This is a genomic window from Ruegeria sp. SAZD011, assembly GCF_059612545.1.
The window spans coordinates 158130-179814 of record NZ_JBXWQU010000021.1 but is presented as its reverse complement, the minus strand read 5'-3'; the positions used below and the strand labels follow the sequence as shown (position 1 = coordinate 179814).

The following is a 21685-nucleotide window of genomic DNA, read 5'->3' as shown; positions in this document are numbered from 1 at the left end:
GGCGCGGCCTCGCGGGCGGAGAGAGTGAGTGGTGGCGCCCGTTAGTAAATCTTGGCAACGCCCAGCGGCACACCGGCCACGTCGCACCAGATGTAGACCTCGTTATAGGCGGAAACGTCCCAGGTCGGCGGCACCGCATAACGCTGCTTTCCGGTCAGCGACAGCAACGCACCCAGCTTGGTGTCCGGATCGTAGTGGCCGTCCTTGCCAAATGCGACGCGCGGATCCGGACCACCATCGAGAGAGAAATCGTCGCCCAGTTCGACAACATAGCGTTCGCCGACTTTCACCAGCTTCACCGAGCCAGAGGTGACGTGGTTGGAGCGACCTTCGAACTGACCGTTTGCCCCGCCCGCAAAGGTGGCGGTACTGGAAGCAAGTGTCACGGCAAGGCCGGCGGCGGTGGCAAACAAAGAACGACGGGTGATCATGAGTGGTGAATTCCCTTGGTTGGACTTTGCGTCTGATGCGCAAGACGAGAAATAGACCGGTGCCCGGCAGGCGGAAAGGTGCCCTCACGCATAGCTGAAAGCACGTGTCCTGCGGTGAACGTCGCGTGACCGGCTTGTGTTTTCAGCCCCCATGCTTAGGTTCCGGGGCGACACAACGAGATTGAGAGCACATGACCGACCTGACCCCGCGCGAGATCGTCTCGGAGCTTGACCGTTTCATCATCGGCCAGAAAGACGCCAAGCGTGCCGTCGCCGTGGCGCTGCGCAACCGCTGGCGGCGCAAGCAGCTGGCTGACGACCTGCGCGACGAGGTGTACCCGAAGAACATCCTGATGATCGGCCCCACCGGCGTCGGCAAGACCGAGATCAGCCGGCGCCTGGCGAAACTGGCGCGCGCGCCCTTTATAAAGGTCGAGGCAACCAAGTTCACCGAGGTCGGCTATGTCGGGCGCGATGTGGAACAGATCATCCGCGATCTGGCCGATGCGGCCATCGTACAGACCCGCGAGTATATGCGGGACGAGGTACGTGCCCGCGCCCACAAGGCGGCCGAAGACCGAGTAATCACGGCCATTGCAGGCGAAGACGCTCGCGAAGGCACCCGCGAGATGTTTCGCAAGAAGCTTAAAGCCGGCGAGCTGGACGATACCGTGATCGAGCTTGAGGTCGCCGACGGTTCGAACCCGATGTCGATGTTCGAGATCCCGGGCCAGCCCGGCGGTAATATGGGCATGATGAATCTGGGCGACCTGTTCGGCAAGGCCTTTGCCGGGCGCACCACCCGCAAGAAACTGCGCGTGGCCGACAGCTATGATATCCTGATCGGGGAAGAGGCCGACAAGCTGCTGGATGACGAGCTGGTCAACAAGACCGCGCTGGAAGCGGTCGAGCAGAACGGCATCGTGTTCCTGGACGAGATCGACAAGGTCTGCGCCCGCTCGGACGCGCGCGGGGCCGATGTCAGCCGCGAGGGCGTGCAGCGCGACCTGCTGCCGCTGATCGAGGGCACAACCGTCAGCACCAAATACGGGCCGATCAAGACCGACCATATCCTGTTCATCGCGAGTGGCGCCTTTCACATCGCCAAACCCAGCGACCTGCTGCCCGAATTGCAGGGGCGGCTGCCGATCCGGGTGGAGCTGCGCGCGCTGACCGAAGAGGATTTCGTGCGCATCCTGACCGAGACCGACAATGCCCTCACCCGGCAATATACCGCGCTGATGGGCACCGAAAGCGTAACGGTCACCTTTACGCCGGACGGCATCGAAGCGCTGGCCCGGATCGCCGCCGAGGTGAACCAAAGCGTCGAGAATATCGGCGCGCGGCGCCTTTATACGGTGATGGAACGGGTGTTCGAGGAACTCTCCTTTACCGCGCCCGACCGTTCGGGCGAGACGGTGAAAGTGGATGCAGCGTTTGTCGACACCAACCTCGGTGAGCTGACACGCTCGACCGACCTGAGTCGATACGTTCTGTAGCGACCCGGGTTTACCCAGCAAGAGGATCTGAGATGCGGATTCGGGTTGCGATCATCTTGTATATCGCGCTGCTCACTGGCTGTGCCGACCGCAGTTACACGCCGATCACGCCGGATGCGTTGAAGGTTGGCAGCCCCGCCACCGTGTTTGCCGCAACCACCCGGATGCAGCAGGTCGATGGCTCTTTTGGTCCCGACCGGAGCGAGAGCCTGAGCCTGTTGGAGCTGACTGTCTCGATCCCGCCCGACCGTCGTCCCGGTCGGCTCGATTTCGGCTATGGGCAGGCCAACCCGGAAAAACAGTTTATCCTTGCGGGCCAGACCCTGTTCGCCAGCCCAGATGCGTTTCGCGACCGGCTACGGCAAGACCTGTCCCAGCAATCGGTCGGCAATCGCGAGTTGACCCTTTTTGTGCATGGGTTCAATTCCACGCAGACCGAAACCGCCTATCGCGCAGCACAACTGGCGCATGACATCGACATGTCCGGGTCGCTGATGGTCTATTCCTGGCCCAGCAAGGGCCATACCTTGGGCTATGCCTATGATGCCGACAGCACGGTGTTTGCCCGCGATGGTCTGGAAATCTTATTGCGCAGTCTGGGAAATGAGCGGATCGACCGGATCTCGGTCGTTGCGCATTCCATGGGGTCTTTCCTGTTGATGGAAGCGCTGCGCCAGATCGAGATCGCCAGCCCAGGCTGGTCGGCGCAACATCTGGACGGAATTATCCTGATCTCGCCCGATCTGGACCTCGACGTGTTCCGCAGCCAGATGCGCCGGATCAAGACCGTGCCACAACCATTCGTGGTTATGGCCTCGGAAAAGGACAATGTGCTGAACCTCTCGCGCCGGCTGCGCGGCAAGCAAAGCAGCGAGCGGCTGGGTCAAATCAGTTCGGCCGCGTTGATCGCCGATTTGCCGGTGTCGGTGATCGATACCAGCACGTTTTCGGACGAGGCTGAATCGGGCCATTTCGTCGCCGCCACCTCTCCCACTCTGCTGGCAATGATCGCCGAGGCGCGCAACATGACAGATCTGTTTGAGGCAGGAAATGTGCCGCTGGAGCGCGCATTTCCCGGTATTGTCACCTATGCGCGTGACAACCTTGACGTCGTAATGGAAAACAACGACCGCTAGCCGCGGTTGCGCCTGAGATAAACGTAATAGGCACCTTCGCCGCCGTGGCTGATATGGGCGGGCGTCACCTGAAGCACCGCCTGCGCCAATGGAGGTAGCGACAGCCATTGAGGCACCTGATGACGCAACACCCCGCGCGGAGTGGGGATGGGTCCGGGTTCGTCGCGATACTTGCCCTTTCCGGTCACCACCAGTACCAGCCGCTTGCCCTGGGCCTGGGCAGTCAGGATAAAGCGGGTCAAGGCGGGGTGAGCGGTATCTACGCGCATGCCGTGCAGGTCGAGTTTTCCCTCAGGTTTGAGCTTGCCCCGACGCATCCGGGTATAAGCCTTGGGATCCATCTGCACCGGCGCCCGCGACAACCGGTCTGTGACCGAGGGTGTCAACACATGGCGTGCGGAATTGACGCGCGCGGCTTGACCTAGCTCGAAAGGTTCCAGCGACATCGGCAGCGGTTTGGTCGGTTTCGGCTTGGGCAGCGTCTGCGGGTGAACCCCGTCGACACGTTCCGGGTGCAGGCGGTCGGCCTGCCGGACGACCTTGCGCCAGAGGTCGATTTCATCCCGTGTCAGCTTTCTCCGGGTCATCAGTACCCGTCCGGCAACAGGGCATAGGCGCGCTGGATCGGTAGCAGAACCACCATGCGGCCCGGATCACGCAACGTACCCGCCGCCTGTCCCGCTGCATCGCCTGTGCCAAAAAAGATATCGGCCCGCTGCGCTCCCTTGATGGCCGATCCGGTATCCTGCGCGATCATCAGTCGCCGCATCAGGCCGGCGCCGTTCTTTTCGACCCAGACCGGCGCACCAAGCGGCGTATAGGCTGGATCGACCGCGATCGAGCGCAGCGGCGTCACCGACCGGTTCATCGCGCCCACTGGCCCTTGATCCGAAGGCAGATGCTTCAACTCGCGAAAGAAAACATAAGACGGGTTGTGATAGAGCAACTCGGTCCCGGCCTCGGGATTGCGCCGAACCCAGTTCTTGATCACCTGGGCGCTCACCTGATGGGCGGAATAGATGCCGCGCCGCACCAGTTCGACCCCGATAGACCGATAGGGGTGCCCGTTGGCACCACCATATCCCAGCCGCAAGGTTTGCCCATCCGGAAGGCGGATGCGGCCTGACCCCTGGATTTGCAGAAAGAACAGCTCGACCGGATCATCGACCCAGGCAATCTCCAACCCGCGATTGTCCATCACGCCGCTGGTCAGGATCTGGCGCCGGTCCAGCCATGGATTGCTGGCGCGCGCCTCGGGCGGCATCTTGTAAACCGGATACCGATAGCGGGACGAAGGGAACCGGGCGCCCTCAAGTTCAGGTTCGAAATACCCGGTGAACAACGCATCCTCGCCATCCTCGATCAGGACGGGGCGAAACAGCAGCTCGAAAAACCCACGCGCGGTCTCGGGCGTTGCCTCGCGCGCCATGGCGCACAGGCTGCGCCAATCGGGATCATTGAACTGGTCGCAGGTGTTCAAGAATGTCGACAGCGCGGACGCGTGGTCGTCTTCCACCCAACCGTCCAGCTGGTCAAAGGACAAGACGGTATGCGTTATCTCTGCCGCTCCGGCCGAGGCGGTCATCATGGCACCTGCCAGAACAGCCGACCGGAGCGCGCCAATCATGCGTCCGTGGCGACAAGCAGCCAGTTCGGATCATCGGTGCCCATGACGCGGGCAAAGGTCCAGACGTCCTTTTGCCGTTTCACCGTCGTGGGGCTACCTTCGACCACATCGCCGCCGCGATCGCGGACAACCGAGGTCAGTTCGCCCACGAAACGCATGGTGATTTCGGCCCGGTTGCCATCCTTGTCGAAATGCACATCCTGAATTGCGGTTTCCCGCACACCGACGAATTCCGCCTCGATCGTAAGACCCTGATCCTCGCGGGCTGCAACGACACCGACAAAGGTTTCAAAGACGTCTTCGGCCAGAAACGGCTCGATCTCGTCCAGATTGCCGCGCTCGAACCCCATCACGATCATCTCGTAGGCGCCGCGCGCTCCCTGTACGAATTCACTGACCGAAAAGGCCGGTTCGATCCGTTTCATCGCTGCCAACGCCTGGGCTTGCGGGCTGTCCTCGGGAACATGGTCGGTGATGTCGCGATCGGGGCCGCCTTCGATCACTTCGAAATCGCGCCGCGCGCGGTTTTCCGGCTGCTTCGGCACTGGCGGCTTTTCGAACCCTTCACGGGTTCCAAGCACGCTTTTCAGGCGCAGAATCAGGAAAATGGCAATGCCGGCCAGCACAAGAAGCTGGATCAGGGGAGAGTTCATTATGTCCTCGGTCTCGGGCCAGAAACTTTGTAACCTGGTCTTAGAACCACTATGTAGGCAACGGTTGGGGGCAAGTCCACCATTGACCATAGGCGAAAGGACGCGTTGCATGTATCTGTTTCTGGCCTTCCTGCTGGTTCCGATCATCGAGATCGCCCTGTTCATTCAGGTTGGCGGGTTGATCGGGCTGTGGCCGACCCTTGCCATCGTGGTACTGACCGCGGTGCTGGGAACATGGCTGGTCCGGACACAAGGCCGCATGGCGCTGGGTCAATTGAACCGTGCCTTCAACCAGTTGGACGACCCGACAGAGCCGCTGGCCCATGGGGCGATGATCCTGTTTTCCGGTGCTTTGCTGCTGACACCGGGCTTCTTCACCGATGCGCTTGGATTTGCCTTGCTGGTGCCGGGCGTGCGGGTTGCCGTCTATCGCTATCTTCGCGCCCGCGTTCAGGTTTCCAGCTTTCAGATGGGTCCGGGGCCAGGCATGCGCCAACCGCTTCATGACACTGGCGACGTGATCGACGGCGAATGGGAAGAGGTGCGCCCGCATCGCGAAAGAGGTGCCGGGCCGTCTGGCTGGGTCGAGGGGCCCGACCGCCATTGAGCCGACCGCGCCAAGCTGTTAAGCAGTGGCGAATTTGCTAATCCGGAGGATTTCATGGCCGAGACCGACGCCGCCGCTGCACAGCAGCCGCCCCAGATCCAGATGCGTGTATTGGGTCAGTTCATTCGTGACATGTCGTTTGAAAACGTCATGGCACAGCGCGGCGCCTCGGGCGACGTGCAGCCCGACGTCAATGTCCAGGTCAATCTGGATGCCAAGAAGCGCAGCACCGACAATCAGTACGAAGTTGCGATCAAGCTGAACATCACCTCCAAGGCCAAGGGCATGGACGATGTGCTGTTCGTGTTCGAGATCGACTATTGCGGCATCTTCCATGTCGAGGGTGTGCCGAACGAGCAGCTGCACCCGTTCTTGCTGATCGAGTGCCCGCGGATGCTGTTCCCGTTCCTGCGCCGCATCGTCAGCGACATCACCCGCGACGGTGGCTATCCGCCGCTAAACCTCGACAATATCGACTTCATGGCGCTGTACCGCTCCGAACTGGCCCGCCAGCAGGCAGCCGCGCAGGCCGAACAAAAGGCCGACGCCTGATCCGGAACGCGCGCCTGACCCCGGTCAGGCGCGTTTCCACACCGCGTTTTCCCCCAGTTTCTCGACAAACTCGGCATGCGCCGCGCGCTCTGCCTCGGTGATCCGGGCGGGCAGGGGGGTTGGCCGTGGCATCGGGCGCCAGGCAGTCTCTGCACCGGTGCCACCGCTGCTTGCCACAGTCGACAGTCCGAAATCGGGCTGCTTGCCGCCAATCAGCTCCAGATAGACCTCGGCCAATATCTCGGCATCCAGCAAGGCGCCGTGCAACACCCGGTTCGAGTTGTCGATACCGAACCGGCGGCACAGCGCGTCCAGCGTGGCGGGCGAACCCGGAAATTTGCGCCGCGCCATGCCCAGCGTGTCGATGGCCCGGTCAAACGGAATTTCAGGCAGACCCATCCAGCGCAGTTCGGCATTCAGGAACTTCATGTCAAAGGACGCGTTGTGGATGATCAGATGGGAATCCGCCACGAAATCGCGAAACGCCTGACCAACCTTCGCAAAGACCGGCTTGTCCCGCAGGGTCACCTGACCCGGTTCGGGCTGTTGCGGCGGCTCCAGGATGTCGGGTCCGATCCCGTGCACGCCAAAGGCCTCGGCGGGCATCATGCGTTCGGGGTTGATATACTGGTGATAGGTGTTGCCGGTGGCGATGTGGTTCCACAGCTCGACTGCACCAATCTCGACAATACGATCGCCGGTTTCAGGGTCGAATCCGGTGGTTTCAGTGTCGAGTACGATCTCACGCATGGTTCATCCCCGCCCGTATCTGCCTGACGATATCCTGCACCTGGGCGCGGGCATGGTCCAGTGTGTCGGTCACGATCACGAAATCGGATCGCGCACATTTTTCTTCGTTCGGCATCTGCTTGGCCCGGATCTGTTCGAACTGTGCCTCGGTCATGGTGCCGCGCGCCATGACACGGGCCCTTTGTTCCTCGGGCGGGATCGAGACACAGGCGACCGCGTCCATCGCAGCCTCACCCCCGGTTTCGAACAGAAGCGGAATGTCAAAAACAAGGATATCCGCCGTCGCGCTGTCGCGAAACCGGGCGCGGTCCTCGGCCACCAGTGGATGCACAATCGCCTCGATCCGTTTCAGAGCCTGCGGATCCTCGGCAATGACCCGTTTCAGCGCCGGGCGGCTGACCTGATCGTCAACCACCGCATCCGGAAAGGCCGCCCGCATTGGCGCAACTGCCGCGCCGCCGCTGGAATAGAGCCTGTGCACCGCCGCATCCGCGTCCCAAAGCGCGCAACCTTCGTCCACGAACATCTGCGCCGTGGTCGACTTGCCCATGCCGATGGAGCCGGTCAACCCAAGTCGAAATGTCATCTGAGCGCGGCCGCGCGCGTGGCCGCATCGACAACCGGACGCTCGCCGAACCAGCGCTCGAATCCCGGCACCGCCTGGTGCAACAGCATGCCCAGCCCGTCGACCGTGGTACATCCCATCTCTTCGGCCTCGGCCAGAAGACGGGTCTTGAGCGGCGCATAGACCAGATCGGTCACCACCGCATCCGCGCGCAACCCGTCCAGCGGCACCCGCAGCTCAGGCTTTCCGATCATCCCAAGAGATGTTGTGTTCACCACCAGGCGTGCGTCCTCGACCACGTTGCCGGCCTGAACCCAGTCCGCCACTGTGACCCGCTGGCCGAAATCATCCTTGAGCTTGTCGGCCCGCACCCGCGTGCGGTTGGTGACGATCACCTCTGGCACACCGGCTTCGGCCAGGGCCGAGATCACCGCCCGTGCCGCGCCACCTGCGCCGAACACCACCGCCGGCCCCGATTTCGGGTCCCAGTCAGGCGCCCCGGCACGCAGGTTCTCCATGAAACCATAGCCATCGGTGTTGTCGGCAAGGATCCGCCCGTCTTCGCGAAAGATCAGCGTATTGACCGCGCCGATCAGCGTGGCGCGGTCGGTGATCTGATCGGCAACCGCCATCACCGCCTCTTTATGCGGAATGGTGATGTTGACACCCACGAACCCGGCCTTGGGCAGGGTGCGCACCACCTGAGCCAGATCCTGTGGCGCGACATCCATCGGGATATAGTGGCCATTGATGCCATAGGTCTTGAGCCAATGGCCATGCAGCCGGGGGGATTTCGAATGCGAAATCGGGTGGCCGATCACGCCAGCCAGCGGAATCCGGGTCTCGGTCATGTGTCAATCACTCCGCGCAATGCCAGAAAATTGAGCAGTTCCAACAGGGGCATACCCAAAACGTTAAAATGATCCCCGTCAATGGCCGAGAACAGGCGCACGCCCTCTTCTTCAAGCTTGTAGCCGCCGACCGCGTGGCGAATGCTGTCCCAATTGCGGGTGACATAGCCTGTCAGATAGCTGTCGGACAATGCCCGCATCCGCAGACGGACCTGCCCGACATGGCGCCAGACGGGTTGCCCGTTTTCATAGATCACTGCTGCTGACAAGAGCATGTGCCGCTGACCGCTCATCTGTTTCAGCTCGGCCAGTGCGGTCTCGGGGCGGTCAGGCTTGGACAACAGCCTGCCCTGAAAGTCGAGCACTTGATCGCATCCCAACACCATGGCGCCGGGATGTTTATCGCTGATCTTGCGTGCCTTCATCTCGGCCAGCGCATCGGCGATATCGCGCGGTGGCGCGCCCTCGGCCAGCAAGGCTGCCTTTACCGCTTCTTCATCGACGCGCGGTACATCCTTGGTAAAGGGGACGGCCGCGTTTTCCAGCAACTGGGCCCGGATGGCGGAACCCGATGCCAGGATGAGGGGGACAGTCATGTGGAAAACCCCGTGGGAAATCTGGTGATTGCTCAAGTATGGGTTTTCATGCTTTTCGCCTTGACGTGCAAGTCCGGGGAAAACGCGAATATCTCACCCGAGTCCCGCGAGTTCCATCCCGTCTGGACAAGGATAACCCTGGCTTGCGGGATAACCTTGGCCATACGCTCGGCTCCCCAGTATCTCCCCGAACTTGTTCATCAATGAGAATTTCCATAAGCCTTTGCTTTCAAATGATATAGTTGAAATTTTCCACAGGATCACACGAAGAGGCAAAAACTTCCTCACATTGGGGAAAACAGCTAGGAGAGAACAGTTATCCACGAAAAGGGGCCGACCTACAAAACCATCAATCTTTCTTCTTTTCTTTTTTATTATTAGATACGAGACCAAGCGCCCGAAGAGAGACATGATGACCGACCTGCTGTTCACCCTGTACCCATGGGTCAAATCCCTGCACATCATGGCGGTGATCAGCTGGATGGCCGGTCTGTTTTATCTGCCCCGGCTCTTTGTCTATCACGTCGAAAAGGCTGAGAAGGTGCAGAACGCACCAGCGATCTTTCACGAGATGGAAGAAAAGCTGATGCGCGTGATCATGCGACCGGCGATGATCGTGTCCTGGGTCTGTGGTCTGATCATGGTTCTGACGCCGGGTATCGTCGACTGGGGCGAGGTATGGCCCTGGACCAAGGGTGTATCCGTCATTGCGATGACCTGGTTCCATGAATGGCTCAACGCCCGCCGTCGCGCTTTCCTGTCAGGGCAAAACCGATTGACCGGGCGCCAGTACCGGATGATGAACGAGGTGCCGACACTGCTGATGGTGGTGATCGTGCTGTCGGTGATCGTGAAATTCTGATCCCCCTTTGACTCTGCTGGTCTACGCGCTTATCTAAGGGCTAACGCGCCCGTCCGGGTGGCTGTGCCTTCCTGTTCACATATTCCGTCTAGCGCCGCCACAGGGCGGCAGAGGGTCCGTATACGATGACGATCGAATCCCTGAATCTTGCCGATCTCAAGGCAAAGAGCCCCAAGGACCTGTTGTCCATGGCCGAGGAGCTGGAGATCGAAAACGCCTCGACCATGCGCAAGGGCGAGATGATGTTCCAGATCCTGCGCGAGCGGGCTGATGAGGGCTGGACCATCGGCGGCGACGGCGTGCTGGAGGTATTGCAGGACGGGTTCGGGTTCCTGCGCTCGCCCGAAGCGAACTATCTGCCGGGTCCCGATGACATCTATGTCTCGCCCGACATGATCCGCCAGTATTCGCTGCGGACCGGTGACACGGTCGAGGGTGAGATCAAGGCGCCCGACGATAACGAGCGCTATTTCGCGCTGACCAATGTCACCAAGATCAATTTTGAAGATCCCGAAAAGGCGCGGCACAAGATCGCCTTTGACAACCTGACCCCGCTTTACCCGGATGAGCGGCTGAAGATGGAGATCGAGGATCCGACCATCAAGGACCGCTCGGCTCGGGTGATCGACCTGGTCGCGCCGATCGGCAAGGGCCAGCGTTCGTTGATCGTGGCGCCGCCGCGGACGGGTAAGACGGTGATCTTGCAGAACATCGCGCATTCGATCGAGAAGAACCATCCCGAGTGCTATCTGATCGTTCTGCTGATCGACGAACGCCCCGAGGAAGTCACCGACATGCAGCGTTCGGTCAAGGGCGAGGTGGTGTCCTCGACCTTTGACGAGCCGGCCGCGCGTCACGTGGCGGTGTCGGAAATGGTGATCGAAAAGGCCAAGCGTCTGGTCGAACATAAACGAGATGTTGTTATCCTCCTCGACTCGATCACAAGACTTGGTAGGGCCTTTAACACCGTTGTGCCGTCCTCGGGTAAGGTTCTGACTGGTGGTGTGGATGCCAACGCGTTGCAACGGCCCAAGCGGTTCTTTGGTGCGGCGCGGAACATCGAAGAGGGCGGGTCGCTGACCATCATCGCAACCGCGCTGATTGATACCGGCAGCCGGATGGACGAAGTGATCTTTGAAGAATTCAAGGGCACCGGTAACTCCGAAATCGTGCTGGATCGGAAAATCGCCGACAAGCGGGTATTCCCGGCTATCGACATCCTGAAATCCGGTACCCGGAAAGAGGATCTGTTGGTCGATAAGGGCGATCTGCAAAAAACCTTTGTCCTGCGTCGGATCCTCAATCCGATGGGTACGACCGACGCGATCGAGTTCCTGTTGTCAAAGCTGAAACAGACCAAGACAAACGGCGAATTCTTCGATTCGATGAATACCTGATCCGGTATCCAGGCAGCGCGAGGGCAAGGATATGGACACGATTTTTGCCTTGGCCACGGCGCAGGGCAAGGCGGGTGTTGCAGTCATCCGCCTGTCCGGTCCGCGTGCCTATCACGCGGCCAGCCTTTTGGCAGGATCTGATCTGCCCGCGCGCGGATTGTCTGTGCGGCAGTTGAAGGATACCCGTGGCGTGCCTTTGGATGCTGGTGTTGTGCTGACCTTTGCGGCGCCTGCCAGTTTTACCGGAGAGGATGTTGTCGAATTCCAAATCCACGGTAGCCTTGCAACAACCGAAGCTGTCTTGCGGTGCCTTGGTGACCTAGACGGTTTGCGCTTGGCTGAGCCCGGAGAATTCACGCGTCGTGCGCTGGAAAACGGCAAGATGACCTTGCCGCAGGTCGAAGGGCTAGCCGATCTTATTGATGCTGAAACCGAGGCGCAGCGCAAACAGGCACAAGCGATCTTGTCGGGCGCATTGGGTGAGTTGGCAGAGAGTTGGCGCGTAAAGCTGATTCGCGCTGCAGCCCTGTTGGAAGCGGTGATTGACTTTGCCGATGAAGAGGTACCAACCGACGTCAGCCCCGAGGTGCGGGAACTGTTGGCCGGGGTGCGTTCGGATCTCGAACAAGAGATCGCCGGGGTCCGCATCGCCGAGCGTATTCGTACCGGTTTCGAAGTTGCGATCATCGGCCCACCGAATGCTGGAAAGTCTACCTTGTTGAACATGTTGGCAGGTCGAGAGGCGGCGCTCACGTCAGAAGTGGCGGGCACCACCCGTGACGTGATCGAGGTTCGGATGGACTTGGGTGGTTTGCCGGTCACTCTGCTCGATACAGCGGGTCTGCGCGAAACCCGCGATCTGGTCGAAGGGATGGGTATAGCCTTGGCTCGCCGTCGCGCAGATAGTGCCGACCTGCGGGTGTTCTTGACCGAGGATATCGCCGCTATGGGCGTAACGCGGCAACCCGGCGATTTGCACGTCTTGCCGAAAGCCGATCAGCGGCCCGCCGCGGAAAACGCTGTGTCGGGAATAACGGGGCAGGGGGTGGATCAACTGGTCCAACAAATATCGGCTGTACTCAAGACCCGCTCTGCGAGTGCCGGGATAGCCACCCGGGAACGTCACCGCATTGCGATGAAGTCGGCGTTGGATGCTTTGGAGCGCACTGGTGCTGTTCTGGAATCAGGTCCCGACCTGTATGATATTGCCGCAGAAGAGCTGCGAACAGCTATTCGTGCGTTGGAGTCGTTGGTCGGACGCATAGGTGTGGAAACCTTGTTGGACGAAATCTTTGCGTCCTTCTGCCTTGGTAAGTGAGGAGTGTTTCACGTGAAACATTCGGATTTTGATGTCTTGGTAATCGGAGCCGGGCATGCCGGTGCCGAAGCCGCGCATGCCGCCGCACGCATGGGAATGCGGACGGCACTGGTTTCCTTGTCCGAACGTGATATCGGCGTGATGTCCTGTAATCCCGCCATTGGTGGACTCGGTAAGGGTCATCTCGTGCGCGAGATCGATGCGATGGATGGCGTGATGGGGCGCGTGGCGGACAAGGCGGGGATCCAGTTTCGCCTGTTGAACCGACGCAAGGGCCCAGCAGTTCAAGGACCTCGGGCGCAAGCTGACCGCAAGCTTTACCGCCTCGCAATGCAAGAGGAGACACGCAATCGATCCGGTTTGTCCCTCATCGAGGGTGAGGTAACCGACTTTCGAATGCTGGGAAATCGCGTCGCTGGAGTTGTCCTGGCAGACGGATCAGAGATTTCGTCAAAAGCTGTGATCCTGACCTCGGGAACTTTCTTGCGAGGGATCATTCACATCGGGGATGTCTCACGTCCCGGTGGGCGAATGGGAGATCGACCTTCGGTACCCTTGGCAGAGCGTCTCGCCGGTTTTGATCTGCCCATGGGACGGCTCAAGACAGGGACACCGCCACGCCTTGATGGACGTTCCATCGACTGGTCGATATTGGAAAGGCAGGACGGAGACGAGGAGCCCGTGTTGTTCTCCTTTCTCTCCAAAGGTGTTTTCGCCCGCCAGATCGCCTGCGGAATTACGCATACGAATGCCCGAACCCACGACATCATCCGCGAGAACCTGAACCGTTCCGCGATGTACGGAGGGCATATCGAGGGGGTCGGTCCCAGGTATTGTCCGTCGATCGAGGATAAGATCGTACGCTTTTCCGACAAAGAATCGCATCAAATCTTTCTGGAGCCCGAAGGCTTGGACGACCACACGGTCTATCCGAACGGGATCTCGACCTCGCTGCCGGTGGATGTTCAAGAGGATTATGTCCGCTCTATTTATGGCCTGGAGAATGTCGAAATTCTTCAGCCAGGTTATGCGATCGAATACGACTATGTCGATCCGCGTGCTTTGACTTCGCAGCTGTCTCTGCCTGAGGTGCCCGGCCTCTATCTGGCTGGTCAAATCAATGGGACAACCGGTTACGAAGAGGCCGCCGCTCAGGGTTTGGTGGCCGGGTTGAATGCGGCAACGATGATTCTCGGCCGTGATCCAGTCCCTTTCAGCCGAGCGAATAGCTATATCGGCGTAATGATTGACGACCTTACAACGCGCGGTGTGGCTGAACCTTACCGTATGTTCACTTCTCGGGCCGAATTTCGGTTGTCGTTGCGGGCGGATAACGCCGATCAACGGCTGACGCCGATGGGGATTGACGTTGGTTGTGTCGGAGAGCGTCGGCGCACGGCTTTTGCACTGAAATCCGAGAAGCTCGCCAAGGTCACCGCCATTCTCCAGGAGAGTAGCTTTACCCCCAAGGAAATCGCTGCGGCTGGGATCACTATTAGCCAGGATGGGAATCGGCGAAACGGCCTTGCGGTTCTTGCTTTTCCTGATGTCGGCTTCGCTGAAATTGCATCATTGATACCCGAACTTGCTGACACCGACGAAGAGACACGGTCGCAGGTGGAGCGTGACGCGCTATACGCAAACTATATCACCCGGCAAGAGCGTGATGTCCAAGCAATGAAACGAGACGAGGCGCTCGTGATCCCCGCAGATTTCGACTTTCTGGTACTTGACGGGCTGTCGAGTGAGTTGAAGCAAAAACTGACTTCGGCACGACCCGAGAATATCGCTCAGGCGGGGCGGGTCGAGGGGATGACGCCAGCGGCGCTTGCTCTGATCCTGGCTCATCTGCGGAAGATCGACAAGGTACGCACCGCATGACTACCCACAACGCGGAAAGTTTGAATGTTTCACGTGAAACATTCGACCGGCTGTCGATCTTTGCCGAGCTGGTGAAAAAGTGGAATCCGCGCATCAATCTGGTTTCCAAACGCAGCCTGGATGACCTCTGGACGCGTCATATCATCGATTCAATCCAGGTGTTTCGTAATGCACCAGTTGGTGGGCTTTGGGTTGATCTGGGAAGCGGCGGGGGATTTCCCGGCATGATCTGCGCAATTCTCGGCGCCGAGGAGATGCCGGATACACGATTTATCTGCGTAGAAAGCGACCAGAGAAAGTCCGCGTTTCTTCGCAGTGCTGCCAGAGAGTGCGGTGTGAACTGCCAAGTAATCTCACAGCGTATCGAAGTATTGGATCCCCTTAACGCAGATATCCTTTCTGCCCGTGCTCTGACCGATCTGACAGGGTTGCTGGATTTTGCCGAGAGGCACCTGAAATCCGGCGGAACTGCGCTGTTCCCCAAGGGCGCCAACTGGAAAAAAGAGATGCAAGAGGCCGCGAAGCAATGGAATTTCTCCTATGAGGCGGTTACTAGTTTAACCGAGCCCCAGGCCGTTCTTTTGAAGATAACAGGAGTCACGCGTGTCTGATCTTTCCCGTCCAGTCGGACCCCGGATCATAGCGGTCGCCAACCAGAAAGGCGGCGTGGGAAAGACCACAACAGCCATCAACCTTGCTGCGGCGTTGGTCGAATCTGGACAACGCGTTCTTGTTGTTGACCTTGATCCGCAAGGGAATGCCTCGACCGGGCTGGGTGTGGATGAACGCGACCTGACGACCTATGAGTTGCTGGTGGATGATGCGCCGCTGAACTCGGTGATCCAGGAAACCAGCATCGAAGGGCTTTCGATCGTTCCGGCCACAGTCGATCTCAGCTCTGCGGATATCGAGTTGATCTCGAACGAGAAGCGAAGCTTTCTGCTTCATGATGCACTGCGTCAGACAGCGATGGATGCCTATTTGTGGGACTACATCCTGATCGATTGTCCGCCCTCGCTGAACCTGTTGACGGTCAATGCTATGGTCGCGGCGCATTCGGTACTGGTTCCGCTGCAAAGCGAGTTCTTTGCACTCGAAGGTCTGTCGCAACTGATGCTGACCATCCGCGAGGTGCGGCAGGCCGCCAATCCCAATCTGCGGATCGAGGGGATCGTGCTGACCATGTATGACCGCCGCAACAACCTGTCTCAGCAGGTTGAAAAGGATGCGCGCGACAATCTGGGTGATCTGGTTTTCGAAACCAAGATACCGCGTAACGTGCGGGTCAGCGAGGCGCCGTCTTTTGCGATGCCGGTGCTCAATTACGATCCGAACTCTCTCGGTGCGATGGCCTATCGTGACCTGGCCGCTGAATTGATGAAGAAACATAAAAAGATCGCCGCCTGAACGCGGTAGAGAGGAGCGACACATGGTTTCGAACAAACCCCGGGGGTTGGGACGCGGACTGTCCGCTTTGATGGCCGATGTGACGCAGACGCCAGAGGCGACCAGTGGTGAGTCGTCGCGTCGCCCTGATCGTACTGTGCCTATCGAAAAGCTGCGCGCAAACCCGAACCAGCCGCGCCGCACCTTTACCGAAGAGGCACTGCAAGAGCTTGCAGCTTCGGTCAAAGAGAAGGGTATCTTGCAACCGCTGATCGTGCGTCCCGTTGAGGGTGACATGTACGAAATCGTCGCCGGTGAACGCCGCTGGCGTGCTGCGCAACTGGCACAACTGCATCAAGTTCCGGTTCTGGTGCGTGATCTGGACGATACCGAAGTCCTGGAAATTGCGATCATCGAGAATATCCAGCGCGCCGACCTGAACGCGGTAGAAGAGGCCGCAGGCTATCGGCAGTTGATGGACAAATTCGGCCATACGCAGGAAAAGCTGGCCGAAGCGCTGGGCAAAAGCCGCAGTCATATCGCGAATCTTCTACGCCTGCTGTCCTTGCCGGATGACGTTCAACAGATGGTGGTCGAAGGAAAACTGTCAGCCGGACATGCCCGCGCCCTGATTACCAGCGATAATCCGTCGGAACTGGCTAAGATCGTGGTGCGTGACGGGCTGTCGGTACGCGCGACTGAGGCTTTGGTCAAGAAGCAGGTGGAAGGCGATAAGCCTGCGGCGACGGCGCGCCCGAAATCGGTCGGAGGCGACAAGGACGCCGATACCCGCGCGTTGGAAAAGGATCTGTCGGCGATCCTGGCGATGAAAGTGACGATCAACCACAAGGCGGGAACCGAAACCGGTCAAGTGATCCTGACCTATGAGAATCTGGATCAGCTTGACGATCTTTGCGCCAAGCTCAGCCGTTAGGGCGGGACCAGATAAAGATCAGCACTCCCCCCAGAACCACGGCTTGAATGGCCAGGACATGGGAGGGCGCCGAGAGAAGAAGCGACAGGCCAAAGACGGCGGCAATCGACAGGGTTGCCGCCTTTTTTGCGCCTGGACGGATGGCGCCAGAATGCTGCCAGTCAACGATCATCGGGCCAAACAGGCGGTGGGTCAGCAGCCAGGTATGCAGGCGCTCGGACGAGCGGGCAAAGAAGAACGCGGCCAGCAGAAGGAACGGCACAGTAGGAAGCAGCGGCAGGACAACGCCAATCAGGGCGAGGGCAACGCAGACCAGTCCAAGAGCCGCCCAGATAAACTGCATTCTCTACTCCGACATCAGGTCCAGAATGACCGCGTTCAGCACCGCTCGCCCTTGGGCCGTTGCCCTTAGTCTCGACCCGTCGATGTCGATCATGCCCAGTTCGGCCAAATGGGCAAGGCGGTTCTGGTTCAGGGGCTGTGGGGAAAGTGCCTCGTATCGGCGAATATCTGGTCCTTCGGTAATGCGAAGCCCCATCATCAGGTATTCATCGGCTTGATCTTGTAGGGATAGTGCAACGCGGCTCAACTCACCGTTTCCCTTTGCCGCTGCGCTCAGCCAGGCACCGGGGTTCAGTGGGCTCTCGGTGGCAAATCGCTGACCATCTATGGTGATGCGGCCATGCGCGCCGGGACCGATGCCGACATAATCGCCATAGCGCCAATAGATCAGGTTGTGGCGGGACTCGGAGCCGGGGCGGGCGTGGTTTGAAACCTCATAGGCGGGAAAGCCATGGGCAGCGCAGACTTCTTGCGTGATCAGGTACATGTCGGCGGCATCGTCATCGGCGGGCAGGCCACGCAGCTTGCCACGGGCGTAACGGTCGCCAAAGGCGGTGCCGTCCTCGATCGTCAGCTGATAGAGCGACAGGTGATCGACGGCCATGGCCAGCGCTTCGTTCAACTCTGCGCGCCAGGCCTCGGGCGTCTGATCCTGCCGGGCATAGATCAGATCGAAACTGACCCGGTCAAAACAGCGGCGCGCGATGTCGAAGGCAGCGCGCGCCTCGGCGACGCTGTGAATGCGGCCCAGCCGGTGCAGGTCCTGGTCGTTGAGCGCCTGCACCCCCATCGAGATGCGGTTGACCCCGCCATCGCGATAGGCGGCAAAGCGACCGGCCTCGACAGAGCCTGGATTGGCCTCCAGCGTGATTTCCATGTCGTTGGAGGTGGGCCAAAGCCGGCGGGCGGTTTCAATCACCGCCGCAACAGTTTCCGGCATCATCAGAGATGGGGTGCCGCCTCCGAAAAAGATGGTGTTCAGTACCCGGCCCGGCAGTTCGGCGGCAGAGCGTTCAAGCTCTGCGATATAGGCTCTAACCCAGGCCTTTTGATCGATTTCACGGGCAACATGGCTGTTGAAATCGCAATAGGGGCATTTGGCCTGGCAAAAGGGCCAATGCACGTAGAGGCCAAAGCCTCCATGCTGCCAGTCATCCGCCAAAACAGCCCTTCACGAACTTCTCAACCGCCCGTGCGCGGTGGCTGATCTTGTTCTTTTCCCAACGATCCATCTCGGCAAAGGTCACGTCATAGCCCTCGGGTACGAACATCGGGTCATAGCCGAACCCGGCCGCGCCACGAATAGGCCAGACCAGATGACCGGGGGCGACGCCTTCGAACACCTCGTCATGACCATCGGGCCAGGCCAGAACCAGCGTGCAGCGGAATTGCGCTAACCGGGGATGCGGGGCGCCTTTGGCTTCCAGTTCGTCATTGGCGCGGGTCATCGCCATCAGGAAATCGCGCCCGTTGCCGGTTTCCGCCCAGTCGGCAGTATAGACACCCGGCGCTCCATCCAGCGCGTCGATGGTAATGCCGCTGTCATCGGACAGGGCGGGCAGGCCGGTGGCGCGGGCGGCGGCATGCGCCTTGATCCGGGCATTGCCGACAAAGGTGTCTTCGGTCTCTTCCGGTTCAGGCAGGTTCATCTCGGTGGCGCCAACGACCTTGACCCCAAAGGGCTGGAGGAGATGCGCCATCTCTTCCAGCTTGCCCTTGTTGTGGGTCGCGATCAGCAACGTGTCGCCTGTGAACCTGCGGGTCATGCGGTGGCGGCCTTTTGCGCAGCAACCAGTTCGCCCACGCCCTTTTCGGCGAGACCCAGAAGCTGATCCAGTTGCGCGCGGTTAAAGACAGAGCCTTCGGCGCTCATCTGCACCTCGATCAGCTTGCCGGACCCGGTCATGATGAAATTGCCGTCAACGCCTGCCTCGCTGTCCTCGGGGTAATCGAGGTCCAGCACCGGCTGGCCGGCATAGATGCCGCAGGACACGGCGGCGACCGGGTCGATCAGTGGGTCAGAGATGACGTCACCTGCTTTCATCAGCTTGTTCACCGCCAGCCGCAGGGCGACCCAACCGCCGGTGATCGAGGCACAGCGGGTGCCGCCATCGGCCTGAATCACGTCACAGTCGACGGTGATCTGACGCTCGCCCAGGGCCACCCGGTCAACACCCGCGCGCAAGGCGCGGCCGATCAGGCGCTGGATTTCAACGGTGCGGCCGCCTTGCTTGCCGCTGGCGGCCTCGCGCCGCATCCGGGTGTTGGTCGCGCGTGGCAGCATGCCGTATTCGGCGGTGACCCAGCCCAGACCCGACCCCTTGATGAAAGGCGGCACGCGCTCTTCGATGGTGGCGGTGCACAGCACATGCGTGTCGCCCATCTTGATCAGGCACGAGCCTTCGGCATGTTTTGTGAAACCGGTTTCGATTGAAACCGGGCGCATTTCGCTTAGATCTCGTCCAGAGGGTCGCATGGGTCATCCTTTGTCTGTTGCGCTGGGGATACCGCCCGCAAGGGCGTGGATGCAAGCCCGATTGACCTTTTCGGGGCAGGGGATTTAATGGCCACTCAGCCGGGGATTGCCCAAGGAATGCCATGAGCGATGCGCGCAAAATACTGGACGATTTGAACGACCGCTCGCGCGAGGTGTTTCGCCTGATCGTCGAGTCCTATCTGGACAGTGGCGAGCCGGTCGGCAGCCGCACCCTGACCCGCACCCTGAGTGAAAAAGTCAGCGCCGCAACCGTGCGCAACGTGATGCAGGACCTGGAGTTTTTGGGCCTGCTCGACAGTCCCCATGTCAGTGCGGGGCGGATCCCGACGCAGATGGGGCTGAGAATGTTTGTCGACGGGTTGCTCGAGGTCGCGGATCTGAGCCTGGATGATCGCGCCAAGCTGGACGCGACGTTGGGCACAAATGCCGGCGATGTGGGTGGAACACTGGACCGGATCAGCGCCACGCTCAGCCGGGTGACCCAAGGCGCCTCGCTGGTTCTGACGCCCAAGCACGAGGCCGAGATCCGGCATATCGAGTTTGTCTCGCTGGCGCAGGATCGGGCGTTGGTGGTGCTGGTCTTTTCGGACGGTCATGTGGAAAACCGCCTGTTTGCGCCGCCCCCGGGACAGACCCCCAGTTCGATGCGCGAGGCGGCCAATTTCCTGAACGCACTGATCGAGGGCAAGACCCTGAGCGAGGTGCGCCGCCTGATGCAGACCGAGATCGGCGTCCGCCAGCAGGAAATCGACCAGCTGGCCCGCCAGATGGTCGAAAGCGGTCTGGCGGTCTGGGACCGCGAGGGTGAAGGCGCCGCCCGCCTGATCGTGCGCGGGCGGGCGAATCTGATAGACGGGACCGGCCAGGAACAGGAGCTCGAGCGGATCAGGGTGCTGTTTGATGATCTGGAGCGCAAGCGCGATATCGCCGAGTTCCTGCAACTGACCGAGGACGGCGAGGGTGTGCGCATTTTTATCGGTTCGGAGAACAAACTTTTCTCACTTTCGGGTTCCTCTTTGGTGGTGTCTCCTTATATGAACGCGGATCGAAAGATTATCGGAGCGGTGGGGGTGATCGGCCCGACGCGCCTGAACTATGGTCGCATCGTTCCGATCGTGGATTACACGGCACAGCTGGTCGGACGTCTGATTTCCGATCGGAGTTAGAGGTAGAAAGATGGCAAAGCCGAACAACGAAGAGTTTCTGGACGATATCGCAACCGCCGAGGCCGAAGAGCTGGCCGAGGAAATGGCCGAGATCAGCGAAGAGGCGGCAGAGCTGGATACGCTGCGGGCCGAGCGGGATGCGTTCAAGGACAAGTTCATGCGCGCGTTGGCAGACGCCGAGAATGTGCGCAAGCGGGGCGAGCGCGCCCGGCGCGAGGCCGAGCAGTATGGCGGGTCGAAACTGGCCCGTGACATGCTGCCGGTCTATGACAACATGAAGCGCGCGCTTGAAACCGTGACCGATGAACAGCGCGCGGTGTCCGGCGCCCTGATCGAAGGGATCGAGTTGACCATGCGGGCGCTTCTGGATGTTTTCGGCAAGCACGGCATCCAGATCGTATCGCCGCAGGTGGGCGACCGGTTTGATCCGCAGATGCATGAAGCGATGTTCGAGGCGCCGGTGCCGGGCACCAAGGCGGGTGATATCATTCAGGTTTCCGCCGAAGGCTTCATGCTGCACGACCGTCTGCTGCGTCCGGCGCAGGTTGGTGTGTCGTCGATGCCTGCAAGCTGATTTGGCTTCGCCCGGCGAAGCCAAGCCTCCGGCGGGAGTACTTTCAGCGGAATGAAGGGGC

25 protein-coding genes are annotated in these 21685 nt (G+C 60.2%); 13 read left to right on the top strand and 12 right to left on the bottom strand.

All coding sequences use genetic code 11. The features are described from left to right. Positions 1 to 41: 41 nt before the first annotated feature. Positions 42 to 431, bottom strand: a complete 390-nt coding sequence (locus tag AC2FLM_RS08175) for a DM13 domain-containing protein (RefSeq protein ID WP_496857133.1) — start codon at positions 429 to 431, stop codon at positions 42 to 44. 191 nt (positions 432 to 622) lie between these two features. Between AC2FLM_RS08175 and hslU the strand changes: the two genes are divergently transcribed. Beyond that, entirely contained in the window at positions 623 to 1930 is a 1308-nt protein-coding gene (gene hslU / locus AC2FLM_RS08170) for an ATP-dependent protease ATPase subunit HslU (RefSeq protein ID WP_234220907.1), read from the top strand. A 32-nt stretch (positions 1931 to 1962) separates the two neighbouring features. Next, on the top strand, positions 1963 to 3066 hold the full coding sequence (locus tag AC2FLM_RS08165; RefSeq protein ID WP_496857131.1) for an alpha/beta hydrolase: 1104 nt from the start codon (positions 1963 to 1965) through the stop codon (positions 3064 to 3066). On the opposite strand, the gene AC2FLM_RS08160 is transcribed toward AC2FLM_RS08165, so the two are convergent. Genes AC2FLM_RS08160 through AC2FLM_RS08150 form a run of 3 tightly spaced genes read right to left on the bottom strand, consistent with a single transcriptional unit; the run spans position 3063 to position 5346 of the window. Continuing rightward, the gene (locus tag AC2FLM_RS08160; RefSeq protein WP_496857129.1) at positions 3063 to 3653 is read right to left on the bottom strand and encodes a Smr/MutS family protein; all 591 of its coding nucleotides are present in this window, start codon (positions 3651 to 3653) and stop codon (positions 3063 to 3065) included. The genes AC2FLM_RS08165 and AC2FLM_RS08160 overlap by 4 nt on opposite strands. After that, positions 3653 to 4693, bottom strand: coding sequence for a murein transglycosylase A (mltA, locus tag AC2FLM_RS08155; protein WP_496857127.1), 1041 nt, complete (start codon positions 4691 to 4693; stop codon positions 3653 to 3655). The genes AC2FLM_RS08160 and mltA overlap by 1 nt, the downstream gene beginning before the upstream one ends. Beyond that, the gene (locus AC2FLM_RS08150) at positions 4690 to 5346 is read right to left on the bottom strand and encodes a Tim44/TimA family putative adaptor protein (RefSeq protein WP_234139141.1); all 657 of its coding nucleotides are present in this window, start codon (positions 5344 to 5346) and stop codon (positions 4690 to 4692) included. Before AC2FLM_RS08150 ends, mltA begins: the two co-directional genes overlap by 4 nt. Positions 5347 to 5455: 109 nt before the next feature. Between AC2FLM_RS08150 and AC2FLM_RS08145 the strand changes: the two genes are divergently transcribed. Next, entirely contained in the window at positions 5456 to 5953 is a 498-nt protein-coding gene (locus tag AC2FLM_RS08145) for an FxsA family protein (RefSeq protein ID WP_496857125.1), read from the top strand. Positions 5954 to 6007: 54 nt separating this feature from the next. Beyond that, positions 6008 to 6505, top strand: coding sequence for a protein-export chaperone SecB (secB, locus tag AC2FLM_RS08140; RefSeq protein ID WP_496857123.1), 498 nt, complete (start codon positions 6008 to 6010; stop codon positions 6503 to 6505). A gap of 24 nt (positions 6506 to 6529) precedes the next feature. Here secB and dnaQ read toward each other — a convergent pair whose 3' ends face one another. Genes dnaQ through AC2FLM_RS08120 form a run of 4 tightly spaced genes read right to left on the bottom strand, consistent with a single transcriptional unit; the run spans position 6530 to position 9267 of the window. Then, a complete protein-coding gene (gene dnaQ, locus AC2FLM_RS08135; RefSeq protein WP_234145355.1) occupies positions 6530 to 7255 on the bottom strand; it encodes a DNA polymerase III subunit epsilon in 726 nt (241 codons plus the stop codon). Continuing rightward, positions 7248 to 7841: a dephospho-CoA kinase gene (coaE, locus tag AC2FLM_RS08130; protein ID WP_234139145.1), complete on the bottom strand. Its 594-nt coding sequence runs from the start codon at positions 7839 to 7841 to the stop codon at positions 7248 to 7250. Before coaE ends, dnaQ begins: the two co-directional genes overlap by 8 nt. After that, complete coding sequence (locus tag AC2FLM_RS08125) at positions 7838 to 8671, bottom strand: shikimate dehydrogenase (RefSeq protein ID WP_234139146.1); 834 nt, start codon at positions 8669 to 8671, stop codon at positions 7838 to 7840. The genes coaE and AC2FLM_RS08125 overlap by 4 nt, the downstream gene beginning before the upstream one ends. After that, complete coding sequence (locus AC2FLM_RS08120) at positions 8668 to 9267, bottom strand: Maf family protein (RefSeq protein WP_496857120.1); 600 nt, start codon at positions 9265 to 9267, stop codon at positions 8668 to 8670. Before AC2FLM_RS08120 ends, AC2FLM_RS08125 begins: the two co-directional genes overlap by 4 nt. A 412-nt stretch (positions 9268 to 9679) precedes the next feature. Here AC2FLM_RS08120 and AC2FLM_RS08115 point away from each other — a divergent pair, with 412 nt between their 5' ends. The 7 genes from AC2FLM_RS08115 (at position 9680) to AC2FLM_RS08085 (ending at position 17045) form a co-directional block, all read left to right on the top strand. Next, entirely contained in the window at positions 9680 to 10129 is a 450-nt protein-coding gene (locus tag AC2FLM_RS08115; protein WP_234139148.1) for a CopD family protein, read from the top strand. A gap of 125 nt (positions 10130 to 10254) precedes the next feature. Then, on the top strand, positions 10255 to 11526 hold the full coding sequence (rho, locus tag AC2FLM_RS08110) for a transcription termination factor Rho (protein ID WP_234145352.1): 1272 nt from the start codon (positions 10255 to 10257) through the stop codon (positions 11524 to 11526). A 31-nt stretch (positions 11527 to 11557) separates the two neighbouring features. Continuing rightward, the gene (mnmE, locus tag AC2FLM_RS08105) at positions 11558 to 12844 is read left to right on the top strand and encodes a tRNA uridine-5-carboxymethylaminomethyl(34) synthesis GTPase MnmE (RefSeq protein ID WP_496857117.1); all 1287 of its coding nucleotides are present in this window, start codon (positions 11558 to 11560) and stop codon (positions 12842 to 12844) included. A 12-nt stretch (positions 12845 to 12856) separates the two neighbouring features. Beyond that, positions 12857 to 14725: a tRNA uridine-5-carboxymethylaminomethyl(34) synthesis enzyme MnmG gene (gene mnmG, locus AC2FLM_RS08100; RefSeq protein ID WP_496857115.1), complete on the top strand. Its 1869-nt coding sequence runs from the start codon at positions 12857 to 12859 to the stop codon at positions 14723 to 14725. After that, entirely contained in the window at positions 14722 to 15336 is a 615-nt protein-coding gene (gene rsmG / locus AC2FLM_RS08095) for a 16S rRNA (guanine(527)-N(7))-methyltransferase RsmG (RefSeq protein ID WP_496857113.1), read from the top strand. Before mnmG ends, rsmG begins: the two co-directional genes overlap by 4 nt. Then, a complete protein-coding gene (locus AC2FLM_RS08090) occupies positions 15329 to 16132 on the top strand; it encodes a ParA family protein (RefSeq protein ID WP_234220884.1) in 804 nt (267 codons plus the stop codon). The genes rsmG and AC2FLM_RS08090 overlap by 8 nt, the downstream gene beginning before the upstream one ends. A 22-nt stretch (positions 16133 to 16154) precedes the next feature. Beyond that, complete coding sequence (locus tag AC2FLM_RS08085) at positions 16155 to 17045, top strand: ParB/RepB/Spo0J family partition protein (protein WP_496857110.1); 891 nt, start codon at positions 16155 to 16157, stop codon at positions 17043 to 17045. Here the strand turns inward: AC2FLM_RS08085 and AC2FLM_RS08080 are convergent. The 4 genes from AC2FLM_RS08080 to rph are packed head-to-tail and all read right to left on the bottom strand — an operon-like array spanning position 17035 to position 19863. Next, positions 17035 to 17388, bottom strand: coding sequence for a YbaN family protein (locus tag AC2FLM_RS08080; protein ID WP_496857108.1), 354 nt, complete (start codon positions 17386 to 17388; stop codon positions 17035 to 17037). The genes AC2FLM_RS08085 and AC2FLM_RS08080 overlap by 11 nt on opposite strands. 3 nt (positions 17389 to 17391) lie before the next feature. Beyond that, positions 17392 to 18549: a radical SAM family heme chaperone HemW gene (gene hemW / locus AC2FLM_RS08075; RefSeq protein ID WP_496857106.1), complete on the bottom strand. Its 1158-nt coding sequence runs from the start codon at positions 18547 to 18549 to the stop codon at positions 17392 to 17394. After that, on the bottom strand, positions 18539 to 19153 hold the full coding sequence (gene rdgB, locus AC2FLM_RS08070; protein WP_496857104.1) for an RdgB/HAM1 family non-canonical purine NTP pyrophosphatase: 615 nt from the start codon (positions 19151 to 19153) through the stop codon (positions 18539 to 18541). The genes hemW and rdgB overlap by 11 nt, the downstream gene beginning before the upstream one ends. Then, positions 19150 to 19863 (bottom strand): ribonuclease PH, encoded by a 714-nt coding sequence (gene rph, locus AC2FLM_RS08065; RefSeq protein ID WP_234182172.1) that lies wholly within the window; start codon positions 19861 to 19863, stop codon positions 19150 to 19152. Before rph ends, rdgB begins: the two co-directional genes overlap by 4 nt. Before the next feature lie 122 nt (positions 19864 to 19985). On the opposite strand from rph, the gene hrcA reads away from it, so the two are divergent. Together hrcA and AC2FLM_RS08055 are read left to right on the top strand one after the other, a co-directional pair. Further along, positions 19986 to 21050: a heat-inducible transcriptional repressor HrcA gene (gene hrcA, locus AC2FLM_RS08060; protein WP_496857102.1), complete on the top strand. Its 1065-nt coding sequence runs from the start codon at positions 19986 to 19988 to the stop codon at positions 21048 to 21050. Between the two features lie 10 nt (positions 21051 to 21060). Next, entirely contained in the window at positions 21061 to 21624 is a 564-nt protein-coding gene (locus AC2FLM_RS08055; RefSeq protein ID WP_234182175.1) for a nucleotide exchange factor GrpE, read from the top strand. The last annotated feature ends 61 nt before the right edge of the window (positions 21625 to 21685 follow it).

Bases quoted from the DNA above. Each gene is read 5' to 3' on its own strand.
- AC2FLM_RS08175 (WP_496857133.1), bottom strand. From the start codon at position 431: ATGATCACCCGTCGTTCTTTGTTTGCCACCGCCGCCGGCCTTGCCGTG.
- hslU (WP_234220907.1), top strand. From the start codon at position 623: ATGACCGACCTGACCCCGCGCGAGATCGTCTCGGAGCTTGACCGTTTC.
- AC2FLM_RS08165 (WP_496857131.1), top strand. From the start codon at position 1,963: ATGCGGATTCGGGTTGCGATCATCTTGTATATCGCGCTGCTCACTGGC.
- AC2FLM_RS08160 (WP_496857129.1), bottom strand. From the start codon at position 3,653: ATGACCCGGAGAAAGCTGACACGGGATGAAATCGACCTCTGGCGCAAG.
- mltA (WP_496857127.1), bottom strand. From the start codon at position 4,693: ATGATTGGCGCGCTCCGGTCGGCTGTTCTGGCAGGTGCCATGATGACC.
- AC2FLM_RS08150 (WP_234139141.1), bottom strand. From the start codon at position 5,346: ATGAACTCTCCCCTGATCCAGCTTCTTGTGCTGGCCGGCATTGCCATT.
- AC2FLM_RS08145 (WP_496857125.1), top strand. From the start codon at position 5,456: ATGTATCTGTTTCTGGCCTTCCTGCTGGTTCCGATCATCGAGATCGCC.
- secB (WP_496857123.1), top strand. From the start codon at position 6,008: ATGGCCGAGACCGACGCCGCCGCTGCACAGCAGCCGCCCCAGATCCAG.
- dnaQ (WP_234145355.1), bottom strand. From the start codon at position 7,255: ATGCGTGAGATCGTACTCGACACTGAAACCACCGGATTCGACCCTGAA.
- coaE (WP_234139145.1), bottom strand. From the start codon at position 7,841: ATGACATTTCGACTTGGGTTGACCGGCTCCATCGGCATGGGCAAGTCG.
- AC2FLM_RS08125 (WP_234139146.1), bottom strand. From the start codon at position 8,671: ATGACCGAGACCCGGATTCCGCTGGCTGGCGTGATCGGCCACCCGATT.
- AC2FLM_RS08120 (WP_496857120.1), bottom strand. From the start codon at position 9,267: ATGACTGTCCCCCTCATCCTGGCATCGGGTTCCGCCATCCGGGCCCAG.
- AC2FLM_RS08115 (WP_234139148.1), top strand. From the start codon at position 9,680: ATGACCGACCTGCTGTTCACCCTGTACCCATGGGTCAAATCCCTGCAC.
- rho (WP_234145352.1), top strand. From the start codon at position 10,255: ATGACGATCGAATCCCTGAATCTTGCCGATCTCAAGGCAAAGAGCCCC.
- mnmE (WP_496857117.1), top strand. From the start codon at position 11,558: ATGGACACGATTTTTGCCTTGGCCACGGCGCAGGGCAAGGCGGGTGTT.
- rsmG (WP_496857113.1), top strand. From the start codon at position 14,722: ATGACTACCCACAACGCGGAAAGTTTGAATGTTTCACGTGAAACATTC.
- AC2FLM_RS08085 (WP_496857110.1), top strand. From the start codon at position 16,155: ATGGTTTCGAACAAACCCCGGGGGTTGGGACGCGGACTGTCCGCTTTG.
- AC2FLM_RS08080 (WP_496857108.1), bottom strand. From the start codon at position 17,388: ATGCAGTTTATCTGGGCGGCTCTTGGACTGGTCTGCGTTGCCCTCGCC.
- rdgB (WP_496857104.1), bottom strand. From the start codon at position 19,153: ATGACCCGCAGGTTCACAGGCGACACGTTGCTGATCGCGACCCACAAC.
- rph (WP_234182172.1), bottom strand. From the start codon at position 19,863: ATGCGACCCTCTGGACGAGATCTAAGCGAAATGCGCCCGGTTTCAATC.
- hrcA (WP_496857102.1), top strand. From the start codon at position 19,986: ATGAGCGATGCGCGCAAAATACTGGACGATTTGAACGACCGCTCGCGC.
- AC2FLM_RS08055 (WP_234182175.1), top strand. From the start codon at position 21,061: ATGGCAAAGCCGAACAACGAAGAGTTTCTGGACGATATCGCAACCGCC.